Raw genomic sequence first — 20,411 nt, 5'->3', positions numbered from 1 at the left:
GTTATCGGAGCGGCCTGATCAGGCCGTTACTTGGCGGGGTTCGGGCCGATGCGCTTGCCGTGCTTGACGCGTTCCTCTGCGCCGTGAACCATAGTGTAGGCGTAGTCGATGCCCATGCCGTATGCGCCGGAATGCTCCTTCACCAGAGTGGTGACAGCATCGTAGGTTTCCTTGCGAGCCCAGTCGCGCTGCCACTCGAGCAGGACCTGCTGCCAAGTGACCGGGATCACGCCTGCCTGAACCATCCGGTCCATCGCGTGTTTGTGTGCGTCGGAGGACGTGCCGCCGGAAGCATCCGCGACCATGTAGATCTCATAATCGGGAACATCATGCAGGGCCGAGAGTGCGAAGGTGGTGTTGCAGACCTCGGTCCAGAGACCGGAGACGACGATCTTCTTACGGCCCTCGGCGGCGTTCTTCGCCAGCGCGTCACGGACGTTCTGGTCGTCCCAGGAGTTCATCGAGGTGCGCTCGAGAATATCGTTCTCCGGGTAGACGGCAAGCAATTCCGGAAAGGTGTTGCCCGAGAAGGATTGCGTCTCGACCGTGGTGATCGTGGTGGGGACATTGAAGATCTTGGCGGCCTTCGCCAGACCGACGACGTTGTTCTTGAGCGTCTGGCGGTCGATCGACTGGACGCCGAACGCCATCTGCGGCTGCTGGTCGATGAAGATGAGCTGGCTGTTCGCGGGGGTCAGGACTTCGAGCTTGGACATGAGATTTTCCTCTTCGGTTGTTTGGACCGCGAATGCGGCGGGTTATAAACTGGGCAGGGCCTGTTGGTCGGACACCATGTCCTGGAACACGGCTCGTAAAGCCCTGAGTGGGTCGAAACCAATGCTTCCATGCAGGTTGCCTCGGCTGCTGAAAGGAAACGTAGTGTGGTTTGGGCTTGTGCGAAATTGCAATATTAATTGAGAATGAATTGCCTTTATCGCAATAATTACTCTGACGTTCGGTTGACCCGCGGACGTCGCACGAGGCTGCGCTACGCGACCGTTCGGTCCGAACTTTGCTCAAGAAAATTTCATTCGGACAGGCGGCCCTGAGGTAGTTTTGCAGTGTCACTGTTCACGCTATTCGGCGTGGAGCGATTTGGCTGAATTCGCTTGGGGCGAAACAGCCCGCTGACATCAGGGGAGCAGCGTGTGAGCCGCGAAGTGCTTGGCAGTCTGCCATTGAGCATTGACGCGACTAGATGGTGACTACGCTGTACGCGCAGGGGTTCCATATCGCGGCTACTTTGTCTTCTGCTTACCCTCAACAGCGTTGCCCTCCGCGCCGTCTGTCCGACGATGGATCAAATCAGCCGGGGGAAATATCTTTAAAGGAGAGATGGGAGAAGCCCGTGATTGTGGAGTAACCATCCATGGATATGGACAAAGCCACTAGGGTGTGCCGGTATCATGGTCGTAGGCAGAAAACACGCCCGCAACCCAGTCTGCAAAGACCTGATACTTAGCGCTAGGAAACCGGCCCGCTGGCCTTACTATGTGAACGGGATAACGTGGTGGCGCCCAATCGGTCATGATTGGGACCAGGGCGCCACGAGCGATATGGGGCCGTGCCAAGAATTCAAATGTCTGCCCAATACCCAGTCCTGCTAATATTCCATGTAAATGCGCCGTCGCATCACTGGTGGAGAGCTTGATGGGGCTGTAGATCTCGATTTTCTCATCGCCTTTAATCAGTCGAACGGGTGCGGCTTTCAGACTACGTGCATAAAAGTACTGCACGAAAATATGATCACGCTGCAGATCCGATGGCGAAGCTGGCACGCCGTGTTTTTCGAGGTACCCCGGGGTTGCGCAGGTCACTATCTCAACGCTGCATAACTTCCTCGCAACAAGAGATGCGTCGCTGGGCAGATCGCCGGCACGAATGACGCAGTCTATGCCCTCTTCGACGATGTCGGCCTGACGCTCTGTTACACCAAGATGCAACTCGATCTCTGGATAGAGCGCGTAAAACTCTGGCAACCGAGGGATCAGAATCGCATTCGCGAAGGTCCCTCCTACGTCAACCCGAAGTTTTCCCCTGGTGGCGAGGCGCCCACGGGTCGCCTCATTGTTCATCTCGTCGAAATGGGCGATCAGACGAATGGCGCGCTCGTAATATGCGACTCCCTCAGGTGTCACGGTGACTGAACGTGTCGTGCGTTCGAGCAGTTTGAGGCTCAAGCTTGCCTCGAGATCCTGAACAAGCTTACTCACGGTCGACCGCGGCGCCCCCATCGTGTCTGCAGCCTTTGCAAAGGATCCGGCCTCGACGACGCGAACAAACGCTCTGATCGCTCCCAATTGATCCATTGTCATCTCTCCATCGAATGTGTGCGAATGCCTTGGGGCTCAGTTATCGATCAGTTGCAAAGGGCGTCAGGCGTAGTCGGATGTTTGAAGATCTTCCCTGCAAAAACCCAGGGCGCCGCCGGGCAGATGCGGCGTCCAAAATTCGAAATGCCATCAGTTGGTATTCTCAGACAGCCAATGGCTCGAGATTTGCCTGGATCTGATCGCGGAATGCTTCATATCGGCTCGGGAGCTTAAGAGCCTCCCCGAGATGCGCGGTGTCCTCGTCACGGTTGAAGCCAGGCTCGTTGGTGGCGACCTCGAACAGGATACCGCCCGGGGTGCGAAAGTAGATGGCCCAGAAGTAGTCGCGGTCGATGACGGGTGTGACTTGATAGCCCGTGTCCATCAGGGCCTTGCGCACCTCGAGCTGCTTCTCGCGGTTGTCGACGGCAAACGCGATGTGGTGAACCGATCCCGCCCCCTGTCGCGCGAAAGGTGTCTTCGGCAAAGCTGCCAGATCGATCGTGTCCGCTCCGTTCCCGTTTGGAATGATGAAGCGAGTCACGTCGCCCTCCTTTTCGGCGCGCTGGTAGCCCATGAAGCCGAGCAGCTCTTCCGTGGCAGCCGTATCATGCAGGCTGAAGCGGGCGCCGGCGAAACCGCGGATGGCCGCATCGTCGGGAATTCCATCCGCCAGCCATGGCGCGCGGTTGTCGTCGGCGGATTCGATCAGCGCAAGACCGTCGCCATCCGGGCCCATGAAGCGAAGACGGTTGGCACCGAAGACAGTATCCGCTTCCAGACCGTCGAGACCTTGAACCGCGAAGCGATCCTGCCAGAACTTCAGCGATCCCCGTGGAACCGAGAACTGCGTCTCACCGACCTCGCCTACGCCCGGACGCCCCAGCATCATGTTCGGGAATGGGAAATAGGTCATCACCGTGCCTGCGGAACCATTCTCGTCACCGTAGTACAGGTGGTAAACGCTCGGATCGTCGAAGTTGACCGTCTGCTTGACGCGGCGCAGGCCCAGCGTGTCGGTGAAGAAGTGATTGTTCTGCCGCGCGTCCGATGCCATCGAAGTCACGTGGTGAAGTCCCTTGATGTCCTTGATCATGTCGGTGCCTTTCAAATCAGCGTCGGTGTTCAGGTGTTGATATGAATGTAAGCCCGTTGATCGTCGTGCGGAATTGCAATATTCCTTTTGATTGAATTGCAATTTATGAAACAATGAGATGAACGACTACAAAGCTCTCCGAACCTTTCTGCTCGCTGCCGAAAAACGAAATTTTGCCCAGGTCGCCCGCGAGCTGGACATGACGCCAGCAGCCGTGACACGGGCGATCGCCGCCCTTGAGGCGGAACTTGGCGTGCAGCTCTTTGTGCGCACGACCAGGCAGGTATCGCTGACAACCGACGGCGCGATCTTTGCTGCGCAGATCCAGCCAGCGGTCAAGACTCTGGAGGACGCGCGGCGCGAAGTAATGAACGCACACAAGGCGGACGAGGGTCGGCTGCGTATCAGTGCGCCGACATGGTTCGGCAAGACGGTACTGCCGCCGATCCTGTCCGGGTTCAAGGAACGCTATCCGAAGATGAGCTTCGAGATCTCGCTGTCCGATGGATTGGTGAACATCGTCGACGACGACTACGATCTGGCGATCCGCATCTCGTCGCAGCCTTCGGACAAGTTCACGATCTGGAGGAAGATCCGGATGGTGCCGCGCATCCTGGTCGCCGCCCCCGGAAGCAGATTCGCCGACATGCAGCACCCCAACGAACTGAAGCCCGATGACTGCCTCGCGTACAGCGGCGAAAGCCGGCGTGAGAACTGGGTGCTGTCGGACGGGGGGTCAAGCATCACGATTTCGGCAGGTCGAGCCTTCAGCGCGAACAGCGGAGAGGTTCTGGCGGACATGGCCGCCGACGGCGCGGGTGTCGCGCTGCTTCCAGGATTCAACATCGCCGATCACATCAGTAGCGGTCGCCTTGTCCACGTCTTCAAGGGATGGGCACCGCCGGACCTGTGGCTGACGCTGTTCTATCCGCCCTACCAAGCCCTACCGCCAAGGATTGCGTCATTCTCCAAGTTCTTCGAGGAGCAGGTCGCGGCAAAGATGGTCATGCTGGACTGACGCACGCAAATGCCCGTCACCATGATCTGGCACACCCGTTTCAGATTCGATCATGCTGTTGGCGTGCTCGAAGCCTAGCTGCGACTATTTGCTGTAGCTGCCACAGGTTTCGATCATAGATTTTGCGATCCGCCAGATCGGAAACCGTCCGATGCAGGTATTCCGCGCAAGATCCGGCAGGTCCACATGCTTGCGCGATCAACCCTGCCGCCTCTTCGAGGGGAATCTTCTCCGTGAGCTTAGATTGCCTGCCGCTCGCCCAGAACGTGAGCGCCCGCCGCACACCCTTCGGTGTCTTGACCGCAACCCAACGCACCATGTCGCACACTTCGGCATACCGAATCTCTCGGGCCAGAAGAGTACGCAGATTCTCCCTCTTGGTAGTGCACGGAAGCTTGAGGACAAGACCCGAACAGCTTCCTCCTGGCCGAAGCGCGAGCATGAGACCGGGCGCGTCGGAGGTGGCCCTGAGCCGCTCGATCCTCAACGAGAACGCACGGTGCCAGCCGTAAGCGACCGCCTCTTCGCTGGCGGCCACCTCGAAGCCCGGGTTCCACATCAAGGATCCGTACGCGAACACCCATATCTCCCCGTCACCAGCCTCTTCCTCAACCCTGCTGACGAGGTCGTCGAGCTGCTCGGGCGAGATCGGATTCCAATTGGGTTCCGGTCCCTCGTCTTCAACAATTCTAATGGTCGTGGCGACTAGGTCGGGGGTAAGTTCCATGGTGGCAGGTGCGGGCGCCCCGGCGATCGGTGTCTTTGGCATCGTGTGAACCGTTTCAACGAGTTTGCCGCCGGAGGCCAATAGCTTCCGGCGGTTGATGGAGTAGCTGCCGCCGAATTAGACAGCGGGATGGTTGATAATTGCCCGGAAGGTGATTTCGACGAGCTGCTCGGGGAAAGCCAGCGCCGAAATGCCGATTAGGTTGCTGGCGCACTGAGGCACATCCGTGCCGTACATTTCTTTGCGGACCTTGGATCCGGCCGCAAACGCGCTAGGAACATCAAGCACATACAGTGTCTCTTCAACGACATCGTCGAGGGTCGCACCATATCTGGCGAGCAGAGTTTTTGCGTTGACGTAGGTCTGGCGGATCTGGCTCTCCATCTGGGAGAAATTCGCAGGCCGCTTATCCTCATCGAGTTCCGCCGGAGCGAAACAAGATTGCCGTTGTCATCGTGGCTCAACTGGCCCGAGACATAGATCGTGTCCTTGACCTGCACGGCCTGAACGTATCCGAAGGCGCGCTCCCAGGCGACGCCATGGTTCTCTACTTTCTTGGACGGGTTGCTGTTCGTCATGATAGGTTCCTTGCATTGATGATTGGTGCGCCGAGTAGGCACTCGTGGTTCATGGAGGTGACGGATGCGTGGATGGCCGCACCCGTCGCCGGACCGATCAGGCCTTCACGAAGGCCAGGAGATCGGCATTCAGGACATCGGCGTTGACGGTCAGCATGCCGTGCGAGAAGCCGGGATAGGTCTTGAGTGTGCCATTCTTCAGGAGCTTGGAAGACTTCAGTGCGGAGTCTGCGATCGGCACGATCTGGTCGTCTTCGCCGTGTAGCACCAGTGTCGGCACGGTGATGGCCAGCATCTGGGCATCCCAGTCATCCGACGACAGCGGCCAACCGTGGTGGAAGACGATCGGCTGAGCGTCCTTCAGACCCCAGTCCTTGTAGAATATTTCGACGTCATCCTTGGTGGTTGCATAGGCCATTGTCTTGATTCCTTCGGTTGAGCTCGATGCTTGATGCAGCCTCGGCTGCTAGATCGAGAGATGGTGAAATCGCCATGGCTGCGACGGCGGCACTTGCGGAAGGAGGTGCGCTCCTGCGTGTCATGGAAGAAAAGGTCTGGTCATTTTCGTCTGCCTGCGGCTTCTTCGTTGGGGCTTCAGGCGACACTGAGTTCGTCTGACGGGCTAATAGTGCCGCAAGCGCAGGGCGCTCACAATTGCGCCAATAGTTTCGATTTTATTGCGGAATTTGAAATGGTGGCGGCGGGGTCAGATAGCATGTCGTCACCCTACGGCCCTACCAGCCCAGTTTGCTAGTACTGAAGCTGAGGCAACCGCTCTCCCCTTCACCTCAGCTTCAGTGGAAGCTCCGCCTTTGGACCTTGAGGTTGTCGATATGGAGATCCGCAAGATTGTCGCGCACCTAACTTCGACGGCCTTTTCACGGCTAGCCCGACCCACCGGAGAGCCTGTTCTGATCTTGGCGAGCCAGCGCATCCAGAACCTCCTGTCCTGACAGCTCGAGCCGAGAAGCAAGTTCGTCGGCAAGAACCGTGCAAGCTTCTCGATGCCTCGCACGGTCGAACTGCTTCTGCAGAATGCCGTCGACCCGCGGGAGAAGCATCGGATCGAAGTGGCCGTTGCCCCCGGGGCGATTGAGATCACCGTACGCAGCGAGCTTCGTTCCCATGCCGAACGAACGCTCCAGGGCCATAGCGGTCTTCGTTGCTTCGAAGGGGCCGGATCCCGCATTGCCTGCGGCGCCGTCGTCATGTCCACCGAGGAACACTTGCTCCGCAGCCATGCCGGCCAACGACATGGCAATCAGATCGAGATAGTGCTGCTTCGTTCTTCGGATCCATGGATCGCGCCTGAAACGCGCGTGACCCACGTACTGTAGGTTCTCGTCGATCCGGATGCGGCCAACAATAGCAACCTTCACTAGCCCATCCCGAGCACTGCGCCGACGACCGCATGGCCGATCTCATGAACAACGTTCGCCCGCAGGATCCTTGGTGGGATGTCTGCCATGAGGGGCAAATGCAGGATCAAGTCCGCCCTTGTGATCGCGCCGCGCCGCCTTCGCGCTGTCCTGCGGGCGTTTCGGATAATCTTCTCGATCTCGGCACGACACTCCTTCTGTGACTTGTGCAAATGTCTGCGGTCGTCCACTTGGCATACGAGGTGGCGATCAGCTCACCTGGCATGAGGCGCGCGCTCCGTCAAAAAGCGATCGAGTACCGATGGACCAGAGATAGCATTCTCGACAGGCCGGCTGACTACCTCACCCGCGGAAAGAGCTGTCGATACTGCGGTGGGTACAATTGTCGAGGTCGGGGCGACCGTAGTCGCCGACTGGTCGGGCTGCGGACTTATGCTAGCTGAATGACCTGCTTCAGGCGGGTGCGTGGGATCTTGTGGAGGTGTTTTGACGAGATGGCGGTCGTCGGACGGGATCTCAATGGCGCGAGTAGATTCCAAAAATTCACTGCTGGCCTCCATAACGTCGCGACCTATCGGTCAGCGCCATGAAAGCCACCAGATTCCAGGTCAATACCGGCTGATAACATTCTCGCTCCAGCTAGCCATGGGCAGCTTTCACGACCTTGTGCGACGAGCGAGACTTCTGGTAGGCGGCCGGCCACGCGCAATGTTGATCAGGATCATCTGCAGGCGATCAGGATTCGTCGCCAAATCTGGCAGAAATCTGCGGTGTACGCTTGTGCCCAGCAGGAGCATTTCGGTGTACGCGGATGCCGAGAACGGTGTACGCGAGAACAACGTACCATTCCGAAAAGCTCAATGAATTCTAAGGAGAGCGGTGTGCGCTGATGCCAAGCGCTACAACCCGCTCGACAGTGGCGGTTCCGACGCCCGCGTGACGGGCGATGTTCCCATAGTTCGTCTTGCTCAATTTCCAGGCCCTCTGGTGGCTGACGCTACCATGTCGATTTTCGGGCGTGAGACGTGTTCGTTGCTGATGTATGTAGGCCCGCAAGCCTCACAGAGGAGTTGAGCGAAGTCAAAAGCGGCGGGTGATGAGGCAAAAGGTAGACCGGTAGCCGAAAATCCGGTCAAGCTACACGTCTGCTTCACACCGTGAACCGGGAATTCCGGGCATTAGCGGCGAATGCCTGGTTAGGGTCGAGAGTTCACCTTCACCAGCGTCGTAGGTGGGTGGGAAACCGAAGTTCGACGCTCCCTCGGCTGACGTCTGGTTCGCCGCGGTTCCAGTCGTCCCAATACCCCTGTCGAAATTCAGAACCATCGCGCCAGTCGGGAGTTAAATCAAAGTCGTTTTCAGCGGAGCATCAGGTGCTCAATTTGCCACCTCCGCAGCTCTCAACGACCGCTTGAGCATCCAGAAGATCGAGCGTCCCCTGGCCGTTTGAGAAATAGCCGAGAAGGGGCTCGAGCAGCTCGCAAGCCAGGGCTCCATGACCCTGTGCTCGCCAAAGCCGCGCCAGACTCACCGCCGAGCGCAGTTCCCACATCTTGGCCTCCTGCATGCGGGCGACATTCAGCGCACGGCGGAAGCACTCCTCGATTTCGGCGGGATCGCGCTCTGAACTCGAGTATATGAGTTCGCCCTTGAGCCGATGCAGCTCCGCCTCGCACCAGCGGTTGCCGGTGCGCGCGACAATGGTGAGCGCCTCGTCGATCAAGGTGCTGCCCTCGGCAAAACGATCCTCCTTTCCATGCGCCTCCGCGAGCAGGCCCATCGCCCAAGGCGCCGTCATTCCCGACCCGATCGCCTGCATCCCAGCCAACCCCTCTCGCAGCCGCTCGATGCCTTGCCCGACGTGGCCCTCTTCGGCCAGCACCCACCCCTGCAGAAAGACCCCTTGGGTGTGCCAAAATGGAAATTCGTGCTCGGCCGCGAACTTCAATGCCAGCTCCGCCGCCTCTTGCGCCTTGGCGATGTCGCGTCGATGCACGTGCAAAATCGCCGCCCATGTCAGTACATAGGCACGGCTGAACAGATGTCCGAGTCTCGCGGTCATGGCGAGCGCCTCGTCCATCAGCTCCAGCGCCCGGTCATCGTGGCCGAGATACCACAGCGCCATGCCGCCACGGCACAGGCAGATCGGTCCTCCATCCTGTCCATAGAGCGCGAGATGGGCCCGGTGCTGGGCGATGTCGTACTGGCTGATCCCGTGCTCGAAGTGCTTCCATGCCGAGGCGAATTCGCCGCGCCAGGAGCAGGTAATGCCCAAAGCATAGGACGCTTCCACTACGAGCACAGGATCCGAGATCTGCTGGGCCAACCTCAGAAGCCGTTCGCCAAGGTCCCGCGCCGCGGAAAGCTCGGACCGCACCGCATGATGAATGGTGAGACCGAGGAGCACCGGGAATAGCCTGGGCGTTTCCTGAATCCGCTCCGCCAGGTTGAGAGCACGGTTGTAGACATGCTCGACCTCCGGGTGGCCATAGCCCTTCGCGGCGGTAAGCACTCGTCCCATGGTGATCAACAATGTTAGCTCAAGCTCGAGGCGCTCCGGGTTCTCGGGCATCCGGGCGAGCAGGTCGAGTGCCTTGGCCAGGTGGCCGACGGCCTCGGCATTCGCCGCCCGCTCGTTGGCGTGCTCGGCTGCCCGGTGCCAGAACACGATCGCTTGCGGCAACTCTCCTGCCTCCGTCAGATGATGGGCCAGGAGCTCCGGCTGAGCGGACACCTCATGCGGGGCGAGTTCTTCTAAAACCTGGCCGATGCGGCGATGCAGTTCCCGGCGGCGGCTCTTGAGCAGCGACTGATATGCGGTATCTCGGACGAGTGCGTGCTTGAAGCTGTAGACCGCATCGGGCGGACTTCCGCGCCGGAAAACCAGCTCGGTAGCAACCAGTTGATCAAGTCCCCTCTGCAGCTCAGGCTTGTCGAGCACTGCTAGCGCCGCAATCATCTCATAGGAGAACTCGCGCCCGATGCAGGCGCCGATTTGGGCCACCGCCTTGGCCCTGCCGAGACGGTCGAGGCGGGCCATCAGCGAGTCGTGTAGCGTCACCGGGATCGCCCGTGGCGGCAAATGTGCACCCGGTCCAAACTGATCGCCGCACTGATCGCCGCCCACTTCCAGGAGACCGGATTCGAGCATGGTCTTGGTCAACTCCTCAAGGTACAGCGGGATGCCAGCGGTGTTGGCCAGGATGTAGTCGAGCACGACGGCAGGCAGGCGCTTTCCGCCGGCCAGCCGTTCGACCAGCGATTGAGCCTCCATCCGATCGAGACGGTTCAGGATCACCTTTGTCACGTGCGGGCAACTACCCCAGCGCGGGACGAACTCGGGCCTGTGGGTGATGACCAGCAGCACCGGGAGCCGCCGGATCGTGCCCACGAACAAGCCGAACAACTCGAGGCTGCTCGCGTCAAGCCAGTGAGCGTCCTCGAGCACCATGAGCACCGGCTGCTGCGCAGCCAGTCCGGCAAGCTGCGCGATGAGCACTTCGAAGGTTCGTTTCTTACGCTGTTGGGGCGCAAGATCCAGGGTTGGACAGCGGTCGGTCCCCGGAATGCCGAGAAGCTCTGCCAACAATGGCAGCATTTCGCTCACCTCGCCCATCTGTTTTTCGAGCAGTTCCTGGAGTTTGGCGAGCTTCTCGGCCGATGAGTCCTCGCGTTCAAATCCCGCCTCCTGTTCGAGTTGGGCAATCACCGGACGAAGCGCGCTGTTGACGTGGTAGGGCGAGGCGAAGTAGCGGCGCAATCTGTGTGGTTGTCGAAAGAGACGCTCGCGAAGGGCGAGGGCGAGGCGCGACTTGCCGATCCCAGCCTCACCTTCGAGCAGGACGACCTGGCCTTCGGCGGTCTTGGCCAAATTCCACCGATCGACCAACAGCGCGAGTTCCTGGTCGCGCCCGACCAACGGCAGCACGGTCGCGTGACCGACCTCGAAGCGGTCGTCGCTGCGCACTTCGCAGAGCACCCGAAACGCTTCAGCCGCCCCGGAAAACCCCCTGATCGGCCGCAGCCCGATGCTTTCGAGCTTGAACTGCCCACGCAGCAATGCGCGGGTCGCTTCGGCAATGACTACTGTGCCGGGCCCGGCTAGCGCCTGTAGCCGGGCGGCCAGGTTCGGAGTTTCCCCTACGACGCTGCATTCCTCGGCCTCGCCGGTACCGATGATGTCGCCCACCACCACCAGGCCGGTGGCGATTCCGATCCGAACAGCCAGATGTTCGCCTGCCGCATCCAGCCGGTCGACCGCCTCGACGACCGCGAGACCGGCCCTCACCGCCCGCTCGGCATCCTCCTCGTGAGCCTGCGGATAGCCGAAGTACACAAGGACGCCGTCGCCCATGTACTTGGCGACAAAGCCGTCGTACCGGCCGACGATCTCGGTGGCGCAGGCACGGTACGCTACGATCGACTGCCGTAGGTCTTCTGGATCTAGGCGGGCGGAGAGTGCTGTCGATCCAACGAGATCGCAGAACATCACCGTGAGCTGTCGCCGTTCCGCTTCGGTGTGGATCAGTGACACGGGGGGCTTGGTCCCCCCGCGGACGGGCGGCGGCTGAGGCAGGGTCGCGGCCGCCCTGAGAAAACGCTTGCGGTCACCAAGGGACAGCCCGAGCTCCTTGAGGTCGGCGTCGGTGAGATCGTCGACGACATCGAGATCGATGCCGTTCTTCAAAAAGGTTTGGCGATACCGCTCAAGCCTGATGCTGGCGAGCCAGTCTCCGATGTCGGGCATGACTAGCATCCTCTGACATGGTCGAATTTGGCTTGTTCTGATGCGCTTTCCCACGAGCCTCGAATATAAAAAGCTTACACCTGTGACCCTGATCAGTCCTCGTCAATTCAGTCCCACGAGCAATAAGCGGTCGACCACCACCGCCTTTCCTGAAAGCTCGTCCGGGTTCGCGATTTGCCCGCGTGAAGCGAAATTACCGAAGCGGGAGGAAAGCATCGGAAATCGCGTTCATACCTGCCGCCTGATCCGTGCCGATTAGCTACTTTATTATAAGAATGCGGCCGTTTCAGTTACATTGGGAACTTATATTACAAGAATCTAGCTGCAGCATCGGTTCTGCCGTGCTCGACCGGCTGATGTAGTGGGCGAGAAGGAGCGTGACGTCTCGAGGTCGTTGGCAGCGCGATCGCCTCGTGCGACGACTGCGACAGCTCGCCCTGTTGCTCCCGAGGAAATCTTCGGAACATCCGGCGAGCTGGCGCAGCCGAAGTCGTCGTTCCGATCAAGGTTCGGCCTGGAAGCGCGAAGTTGCATTCGTGACCAATTCCGACATCTTGGCATCCTGAGCCAACAGGTGGAGGCATCCGCCTCTTCGCTGTCATTGGCGATGTGTCTGGCATCGAGTTCCTCAACAAGGATGCCTTGAAGTGGCGGCTGCGCCCGGCACGAAGCGCATCCAAGCTCCGGTTACGAAGTCTGCTTCGCGCCCCAGCAACGGACATTCCATGTGTGATCGGCGACCGACTGCTTCGCGTTGTCGCCATCGATCTGAACGCCAAATAAGCGTCAAACCGGTCACGGACTTTCCAGAAATGTCCAAATCAAGCCGGCCACTTTTTCAGGGTCTTCCCAATGGAAGTTATGGCCGCGGCCGGGAAGAGAAATGAGCTGCGCGCCGACGATCGCATCTTTCATTTGGGCCTGATGCTCCTCAGTTGCGATGATGTCCTCCTCGCCCCGCAGGATGAGCGTCGCCGCGGAAATATCCTGCAAAAGCGGCGACGGATCATAGGCAAGCTGCTCGTAATAAATAGAACGCCAGATTCGTGACGGCAGGGCGGCGCTTTCGCGTCGCGCATGGGCAAGGAAATTCTCGTCGACCGGACCTACGCCAGAACACCATTCCCGGATGAATGCGCTTTCTGGATCGATCGGATCGCCGAGCATTTGGATGTTGTCCCACAACCACCCTCGACGCTCGCGTAGTGCGGCCGAGGTCGACATAAGAACGATTTTCCGGACGAGGTGGGGCCACCGTTCAGCGATCGCTTGTGCAAGCCGACCACCGAGCGAATGGCCGACCACGTGCGTCGGCGAAACGGCCAAAATCTCTATTAGACACCGAACATCATTCGCCAGCTCGGGAATCGTGTAGCAGCCCTCAGGTTGGTCCGAATTCCCGTGGCCCCGCAGATCTGGCGCTACAATGCGAAAGCCCGACGCGAGATAAGGCGCGGTGAGGCTCCAGCTTCGGGAGCTGTCCGTAAACCCGTGGAGCAGGAGGATGGGCACACCGCTAGGGTCGCCCATCTCGATGTACGCGAGCCGGAGACCGTTCGGCAACACGACGGTTCGCTTCAACCCTGAAAAATGATCTTGGGAAATCGTTTCAACCACACAGTTCACCTTCAATGTTGAATTCATATTGTTTCCCGTGACTGTGGCGATTATAGCGCCCGCTTCCGGGGGCAACCGGTACATTCCGTTTGCCCTCATCGGCGACCGCTTAGGGTCGATTATTCGGGTTCAGATCCGTCGCCGAAGGGTGAAAGCGGACTACCGCTCGCCGCCCCAGATTACCCGACCGCCATAGCGATCAGCCAATCGCTGCGCCCGACGGCAGCTTGTCGGCGGGGGCTGGTGGCCAGCCGGGCGATCATAGAACCACACGCGGCAGCTTCCCGGCGGTGGTAAATGCCCACGGGGTATGCCGAAGGAATAGCGCCTGTAATCATCACCGTGGTCCCACGCGCGAAAGGAGCCATTGCCGCTCTCGTCCTTATAGGGATCGGCAAGCGTGGGCGAGGCGATCAGGGCGACGGCACCAGCAAGGAAAAGACACTTCAGCATTGATTGAGCATATCTCACCAGCAGTTTGCCAGAGCAACCGTTTCATATTTGGCCTGAACCGGGGCTGAACGGTTCTGTGCAGCTTTCAACCGCTGTCCGCTTTGGGTCGATCATTCCCGTTCCCCATTGTCGTAGTAGGGCGGAACGGTGGACCAGCGGGTCTTAGTCTGAATTATTCTCAGCACAATTATCCCGCATTCTCATGCATAACCGTTCGGCGTTCCTCTGCCGCAAGTCGGCTGCGCTATGGCTGACGAGTCGCTCGACCAGGCGAGCTGCCTCCTCTGCAACAGCCGGAATGGTGCCTGATTTTCGCGTCGATCCGAAATCGAGGCCGGCAAAAAACAGCCCTGGAATGGTGGCGACTCCATCCTCGTGTACGGGCTGGCCGGCTGCGTCGAGAGCGCCGGGGAACCGGACCCAGGAGAAATCGCGGTGAAGCCCGTGCACCACACCACCGATCTGACGCCGCTAGCATTCCAATCGATGGACCGGATCGGCGGATCGGGCAGACGCGGCTGAACCGTCTCGGCCGGATCGTCCTCGGCTGGGGGCGCATCGAGCCCGGCACGCTCGATGTATTCGTCAATCAGCCGCTTGGCATTCGCGGAAATCTCGTCGGCAAATCGCATATTGCCGTCGAGCTCGTCGCCGAAGGTCAGGCTACCATTCTCCACACCGCTGAAGCGACCGAGCAACACCACCCCTTGCGCGCTCAGCGATTGCAGGCTGATCGTGTGGGTCGCACCGACCAGCGCGCGGGCCGGAAGCTTACCGGAGGGGAGGACGAGTTCCCTGCAAGCTCATCCGCCTCTTCGCTGTCATTGGCGATGTGTCTGGCATCGAGTTCCTCAACAAGGACGCCTTGAAGTGCGGCTGGGCCCGGCACGAACCGCATCCAAGCTCCGGCAACGAAGTCTGCTTCGCGCCCCAGCAACGGACATTCCATGTGTGATCGGCGACCGACCGCTTCGGGTCGTTTCTCCGCATTCACCGCGGTCGCAGAAGAGTGTAAGACCGTTGTTCGTCCTATAACGAGCAGGTTGCGTCAAGACGTTGCGACTGTCGCGAAAGTCCCTACTCTACGGCGTCGTTCGGTTGGGGCAAAGCATCACGACTGGCAGCGGGGGTGGACGCCCGAGTCTCGGGCGCAGGCAAGAACATCAAACTACAAATCTGTCGCATCGAAAACCGCCGCCACCCAATCGAGGAAAACCCGCACACGTGGCGATAGCTGACGGTTCTGCGGATAATAGGCAGCGAGCGGCAGTGGCGGCGGCGGCTGGGCCGGCAGGACCTCTACAAGGTCGCCTCGCGCCAGATCCTCCCGGAAGCGATAGCGGGGCCCATCCGTGCGAGATGATGCGCTGTCTCCGCCTCGTTGGCGGTCACGCGGCAGGGAAGTGTCACCTCCCTGATTCCCTCGGCGGTCTGGAACTCCATCGGCATCACACGGCCCGTGCGTGACGACACGAAGCCGATCATCTGGTGTCGGTCGAGATCATCGACCGAAGCGGGTATCCGTGATGCTCGAGATATTGCGGGCTGGCGCAGGTCTGCTCCGGAATATCGGGGAGCCTGCGCATGATCAGACCGCTGTCATCCGGTTCGCCCGCCCGGATGACGCAATCCACCCCCTCGCGCACCAGATCGACCAGCCTGTCGCCCTGGCCGATCTGCAACCTGATCTGTGGGTACGCTTCCAGGAAGTCCGGCAGACGCGGCAGTAGGAAAGCCCGCGTCAGTGCGCCGTGCGCATCGATGCGGAGCACCCCGAGGGTTCACCGCCCCGCAAGGCGCCCTCCGCTTCGTCGATATCCGCGAGGATCGACAGGCACCGCCGGTAATAGGCTTCGCCATCCGGCGTGGGCGCCACATGCCGGGTGGTGCGTTCCAGCAGCCGGCTGCCGAGATGGCGCTCGAGCCGCCTGATCGCTTCGGTGGCCGTCGAACGCGGAATGCCAAGATCGGCCGCCGCGGCCGTGAAGCTGCGACGGTCGATGACCCGCACGAAAAGACGCATTCCATCGAGGCGATCCATGTTTGTTCGGGGTAGCCGAGTTTTATTGCCCGCGAAAGGGGGATTATCCCGCCTCCAAGTTTCGCTACTTCCTTGCCTAGCAACGGAGGTCAAGAAATGAGGCTGAAAGACAAAACCGCAATCGTGACCGGCGCCGGCAAGGGCATCGGCGCGGCAATCGCACGACGGTTTGCCCATGAGGGTTGTGCTGTTGCGGTGAACTATGCGCGCGATGAGGCTGCTGCCCGTCAGGTCGTGCACGACATCGAGCAGGCGGGCGGCAAGGCGGTTGCGGTGCAGGCTGACGTCGGCGATCCGGCCGGCATGCCCGCGCTGTTCGATGCGGCTGAAGCCGCGTTCGGTCCGGTCGATCTACTGGTCAACAATGCAGGCATGATGCGGCTCTCACCTGTAGCCGACGCAACGGACGCGGACATCGAAGACCACTGCAGCATCAATCTCGCCGGCACTTTCCGCGGCATGCGCGAAGGCGCCAAGCGGCTGCGCGATGGCGGGCGGATCATCAGCGTGTCCTCAAGCGTGGTGGGCTTCTACCAGCCCGGTTACGGATTGTATGCCGCGACGACTTGTCGATACCGGGCACCTCGAGCACCGTACAGCTGCGCGAGAGCCTGGCCGCGCCCGGCCTTTCACTGCCGCGGGATAGGCTATCGCGGATCGGTGAAGCGATTGAGCAGGAGGTGGGTTAGGCGAAGGACCTATACGGGCTCACCTGCGGAATGAATGACCGCTATCAGGCGGCGATACCCAGCATTCGAACTTCCGAAATGAAGGCGCATTGCGGAGACGCCTAAAAGTGTATCCCGCCTGCTAGTATGCTTAGGTTTGCTTCGGCGCCCGCGCCTCAATCGCCCCAGTACAACGCATGTCGAAGCGTTGGGCGAGTTCCGCCAGGCTGACCTCCCCGAGACGGCTGATCAACAATGCTTCAGCCTCACGCATGGCGCCTTCGACCGCCTCGTTGACGATCTTCTCGACGGCGCAGTCGGGGTTGGGATGCTCGCTACCGATGGCGAAGATGCGCGGACCTCCCACTGCCCGATGAACATCGAGCAGCGACACTTTCGTCAGGTCCATGGCGATCGACCAACCGCCGCCATGCCCTTTCTCCGATCGCACATAACCCGCTTTACGCAGGCCGGCCATCGTACGGCGTACGACCACCGGGTTGGTCCCAAGCATGCGCGCGGCCACCTCGGACGTCATAGGTCCATCGTGGCGTGCCATGTGGAGCAACACATGGAGCATGCGGGAAAGGCGGCTGTCGTTGCGCACGGTTTCATCCTTGCACGGTGGAGTGGATTGGCAGCATCGGCAATTAACGTTACATTAAATGTTACATGATTCGTAGAGGCGTGACATGCGTGAATTTGAGAACCCCGATCATTGGGATACTGCCGCTCTGCACTACGAGAAGACCGCGCACCCCTTCGCTGCGCGCTATGCCGAAGCGGCGTTGGCACGCGTGCCGCTGACCTTGGAGGCTCGAGTCCTGGATGTCGCGGCCGGCACCGGCGCATTGGCACTGGCTGCGGCGCGCACGGGCGCTCAGGTGCTCGCGACCGACTTTTCGCCCGGCATGGTCACCCGCATCGCGGCTGCCCGACTGCCCAATGTGGAGGCGCGCCTCATGGATGGGCAGAACCTCGACCTTCCTGACGCGGGTTTCGACGCAGTCTTCTCGATATTCGGCGTGATTATGTTCCCCGACTGGCGCAAGGGCCTTGCCGAGATGGCGCGAGTGACTCGCCCGGGTGGATATGGTGTGGTCGCAACCTGGCAGAGTCGTGGCGCGGCGACGTTTCTGCTGCTAGGTCAGATCCGCCAGACGCTGTTTCCTGACCTTCAGAGCATGGCGATGCCGGAAGCCGTTCAGGCGCTAAACGATCCAAAGGATTTCGCGCGGGAACTGATCGATGCAGGCTATCGGGATCCGCAGATCGATCAAGTCATGTATGAATATGAACTTGAGGTCGCGACACTTAATGAGCCCGACACATTGTTTGGCATGTCTCCGGATTGGACTAGCCTTTCCGATCAGGAGAAAGCGGCAGTCGTCGCCGAGGTCCGCAGAATTGCTGCCGATCGAGCGGTTCTGCCGATACCATCTACCGCACTGATCGGTGTCGCGCGCCGCTGAACATCGTGCGGCGGCGGCTGAACGGATGACTGCTTTCAAGATCGTGGCAAGTCGTCCTGAATAACGTATTTGAGGGCGCGTTCCGGGCGTGGCTGCACTAACGTAGCGGACGGACAGCTGACCTGATCGCTCAGCTTGTGACCTGAGCACTCTGAGGTAGGGTGTCTTCTCACCCGATTGGAAGCCATGATAAACAATGCCTATGGGCATCAAGAACTATCTGATCGAAGGCGGTTCCGGCACTGGAAAAACGTCTGTCGCTACAGAACTGGAGCGGCGGGGCTACCATGTCATCCATGGTGATCGGGTCTTAGCTTATGTCGGTGACCCCGAGACAGGCCAGGCACTCGCAGGCCCTCCCAAAGGCGCAGACCGCATCGCTTGGGGATACGCGCACTGGATCTGGCCCGCCGACAAGGTCCGGACCATTGCTGCCGACACCACCCATCCTGCCACATTCTTCTGTGGCGGCTCGCGCAATTTCCAAAAATTCCTGCACCTATTCGACAAGGTATTCGTGCTCGACATCGACGCTGAGACGTTGAACCGAAGATTAGATGGACGGCCGAATGAGCCTGGCTTCGAACCGGCTGAGCGGGCACTGGTACTCCACTACCATCATACTCGGGAACATCTTCCTGCCGGCATCACCATCGACACGGCGAATACCGTCGCACGTGTTGTCGACGATATCCTCGCTAACCTCACTTGAACCCTTGCAGCAATTGTGATCGGAAAGGGACACCCCGATGATTGCGGGAAAACCGAAGCCGCTTGAACCGGCCCCTGGGCGTGGTCACTATCGTAGCCGACCGGCAGCTTTGAGAAAGTCTTGGGCGCGCAAACCTGCCGTCCCCGCACAACGAATTGACAGTCCGCTTCGGGTCGATCGTTCCGGTTCAGGGCCACGTAGCGGTCGGGTGGGTAGTCGAAATTCATCTGGATGGCGCTGAGTGACCACTTCGTGACAACTCAGATGCGATTCGGATCTGGACGCCCGGTCCTGACCTTCCACCGGGCCATGGCTTCGTGAGAAGCGCGGCCTGTCCGCACACATTGGCGCACAACACATGCGCCCCGCCAAGAGAGTTGGACCAGCGAGACCAGATAGCATTAGCGACATCTCATGCTATCTATGGCACACATCCGGCATACGTGACTTGCTACTCTATATTGTTGTGCTGGGCTGTCGTGTGACGGTCGAACCGAGCATCTGTACCATCACACGAACTGCTGGCATGGTCCTGTCGATTGCCTCGGGCAGCGACTCGACTCCGGCGCCCGTGCGCAGCGCACACTGGCGCTGAAGCACGACATTCTGCTACTGCCGGAGCTTTCCCGCCAAGAATGAGACGAAGCGCCGGACCTTCACCGCGATATGGCGATTGGCCGGATAGACCACCTGCAACTGTATCGTGCTGATATCCCAGTCGGGGAGAAGACGTACGAGCCGGCCCTGCCGGATGTCCTCTCCGACGATGAAGTCGGGCAGGAGGACGATGCCAATCCCGAGCAAGGCGGCATCGCGCAAACCAAGACTGTGATTGAGTTCCAGCCGGGGCACGATCGGAACGCGGAACTCCTCGCCGTTCTTGCTGAACGGCCAGATCCGTCCCCATCTCAGTTCGGCAAAGTGGAGACAGGAGTGGTGGGCGAGATCGTGCGGCATTTCCGGCGCACCATGTTCGTCAATATAGGCGGGCGAAGCGCATATCACGATTTGCGATGTCGCCAGTTGCCGGGTGATGAGATTGATATCGACCGACAGGCGGCCTCGAATTGCAAGGTCGAAACCATCCTCGACCAGGTTCACGGCCCGATGCGAAAGGTCCAGCTCGATGGACACGGCCGGGTTGAGCTTGAGGAACTCGGAAACTGCCGGCACGATCACCAGATGCCCGAGATCGGGCGGCGCGGACACCCGCAATCGGCCGACGGCTTCCTTCTGGAACGACATTGCCGCCCGTTCCGCCTCCCTTATCTGCGGCAGGATTCCCGAAAGCGCCTCCCGGTAGGCGGCGCCCGCCTCGGTCAGAACGACCTTGCGCGTCGATCTCTGGAAGAGGCGGATGCCGAGGCGATCCTCGAGCTGCCTCACCTGGGCTCCCACCGTCGCGCGCGACATGCCGAGTTCGTCTGCCGCCTTCGAGAAGCTGAGATGTGTGGAAACCGTTAGAAAGGCGGCAATCCCGTCAAGCGGATCGAGCGTTTTCATGAGAGCGATTATCCGTTCAATGATGTCAATTCATCGATCTTATCATCAGGAGCGGCACAAGGTAATCGATGGGTGTTCTCAAGCAGAT

General features: G+C 60.0%; 15 protein-coding genes and 2 pseudogenes. 4 read left to right on the top strand and 13 right to left on the bottom strand.

Annotated elements, in window-relative coordinates; translation table 11 throughout:
* Nucleotides 1-26: 26 nt before the first annotated feature.
* From CO664_RS22865 to CO664_RS22855, 3 genes are all read right to left on the bottom strand, one after another.
* The gene (locus CO664_RS22865) at nt 27-716 is read right to left on the bottom strand and encodes a hydrolase (RefSeq protein WP_097539992.1); all 690 of its coding nucleotides are present in this window, start codon (nt 714-716) and stop codon (nt 27-29) included.
* A gap of 672 nt (nt 717-1,388) precedes the next feature.
* A complete protein-coding gene (locus CO664_RS22860) occupies nt 1,389-2,309 on the bottom strand; it encodes a LysR family transcriptional regulator (RefSeq protein ID WP_097527346.1) in 921 nt (306 codons plus the stop codon).
* Nucleotides 2,310-2,475: 166 nt separating this feature from the next.
* Nucleotides 2,476-3,408, bottom strand: a complete 933-nt coding sequence (locus CO664_RS22855; protein ID WP_097539991.1) for a VOC family protein — start codon at nt 3,406-3,408, stop codon at nt 2,476-2,478.
* Between the two features lie 118 nt (nt 3,409-3,526).
* Between CO664_RS22855 and CO664_RS22850 the strand changes: the two genes are divergently transcribed.
* Complete coding sequence (locus tag CO664_RS22850; protein WP_097527344.1) at nt 3,527-4,426, top strand: LysR family transcriptional regulator; 900 nt, start codon at nt 3,527-3,529, stop codon at nt 4,424-4,426.
* A gap of 40 nt (nt 4,427-4,466) precedes the next feature.
* Here the strand turns inward: CO664_RS22850 and CO664_RS22845 are convergent, their stop codons facing one another.
* The 8 genes and pseudogenes from CO664_RS22845 to CO664_RS22800 form a co-directional block, all read right to left on the bottom strand.
* The gene (locus CO664_RS22845) at nt 4,467-5,195 is read right to left on the bottom strand and encodes a gamma-glutamylcyclotransferase (protein ID WP_097539990.1); all 729 of its coding nucleotides are present in this window, start codon (nt 5,193-5,195) and stop codon (nt 4,467-4,469) included.
* Between the two features lie 75 nt (nt 5,196-5,270).
* Nucleotides 5,271-5,731: pseudogene (locus CO664_RS22840) on the bottom strand (Rid family hydrolase).
* 97 nt (nt 5,732-5,828) lie between these two features.
* Nucleotides 5,829-6,149: an alpha/beta hydrolase gene (locus CO664_RS22835; RefSeq protein ID WP_097539989.1), complete on the bottom strand. Its 321-nt coding sequence runs from the start codon at nt 6,147-6,149 to the stop codon at nt 5,829-5,831.
* 466 nt (nt 6,150-6,615) lie between these two features.
* Nucleotides 6,616-7,110: a hypothetical protein gene (locus CO664_RS22830; RefSeq protein WP_097539988.1), complete on the bottom strand. Its 495-nt coding sequence runs from the start codon at nt 7,108-7,110 to the stop codon at nt 6,616-6,618.
* Between the two features lie 1,369 nt (nt 7,111-8,479).
* Nucleotides 8,480-11,857 (bottom strand): adenylate/guanylate cyclase domain-containing protein, encoded by a 3,378-nt coding sequence (locus CO664_RS22820; RefSeq protein ID WP_097539986.1) that lies wholly within the window; start codon nt 11,855-11,857, stop codon nt 8,480-8,482.
* Between the two features lie 795 nt (nt 11,858-12,652).
* The gene (locus CO664_RS22815; protein WP_097540030.1) at nt 12,653-13,474 is read right to left on the bottom strand and encodes an alpha/beta hydrolase; all 822 of its coding nucleotides are present in this window, start codon (nt 13,472-13,474) and stop codon (nt 12,653-12,655) included.
* Between the two features lie 653 nt (nt 13,475-14,127).
* Entirely contained in the window at nt 14,128-14,625 is a 498-nt protein-coding gene (locus CO664_RS22805) for a hypothetical protein (RefSeq protein ID WP_234820307.1), read from the bottom strand.
* Between the two features lie 470 nt (nt 14,626-15,095).
* Nucleotides 15,096-15,968 (bottom strand): annotated as a pseudogene (locus CO664_RS22800) (LysR family transcriptional regulator).
* 96 nt (nt 15,969-16,064) lie between these two features.
* Between CO664_RS22800 and CO664_RS22795 the strand changes: the two are divergent.
* Complete coding sequence (locus CO664_RS22795; protein ID WP_234820306.1) at nt 16,065-16,691, top strand: SDR family NAD(P)-dependent oxidoreductase; 627 nt, start codon at nt 16,065-16,067, stop codon at nt 16,689-16,691.
* Nucleotides 16,692-16,787: 96 nt separating this feature from the next.
* Here CO664_RS22795 and CO664_RS22790 read toward each other — a convergent pair whose 3' ends face one another.
* Nucleotides 16,788-17,243, bottom strand: a complete 456-nt coding sequence (locus CO664_RS22790) for an Rrf2 family transcriptional regulator (protein WP_097527336.1) — start codon at nt 17,241-17,243, stop codon at nt 16,788-16,790.
* Nucleotides 17,244-17,328: 85 nt separating this feature from the next.
* Between CO664_RS22790 and CO664_RS22785 the strand changes: the two genes are divergently transcribed.
* Both CO664_RS22785 and CO664_RS22780 read left to right on the top strand, forming a co-directional pair.
* Nucleotides 17,329-18,108, top strand: a complete 780-nt coding sequence (locus CO664_RS22785; RefSeq protein WP_097539985.1) for a class I SAM-dependent methyltransferase — start codon at nt 17,329-17,331, stop codon at nt 18,106-18,108.
* Nucleotides 18,109-18,310: 202 nt separating this feature from the next.
* Nucleotides 18,311-18,820: a nucleoside kinase gene (locus tag CO664_RS22780; RefSeq protein WP_085033036.1), complete on the top strand. Its 510-nt coding sequence runs from the start codon at nt 18,311-18,313 to the stop codon at nt 18,818-18,820.
* A gap of 609 nt (nt 18,821-19,429) precedes the next feature.
* On the opposite strand, the gene CO664_RS22775 is transcribed toward CO664_RS22780, so the two are convergent.
* Nucleotides 19,430-20,323, bottom strand: a complete 894-nt coding sequence (locus CO664_RS22775) for a LysR family transcriptional regulator (protein WP_097539984.1) — start codon at nt 20,321-20,323, stop codon at nt 19,430-19,432.
* Nucleotides 20,324-20,411 lie beyond the last annotated feature (88 nt).

Source organism: Sinorhizobium sp. NG07B, assembly GCF_002532005.1.
In the GTDB taxonomy this organism is placed as follows: Bacteria; Pseudomonadota; Alphaproteobacteria; order Rhizobiales; family Rhizobiaceae; genus Sinorhizobium; species Sinorhizobium fredii_C.
The sequence above is the reverse complement of the archived record's forward strand: the minus strand, read 5'-3'. Positions and strand labels throughout refer to the sequence as shown.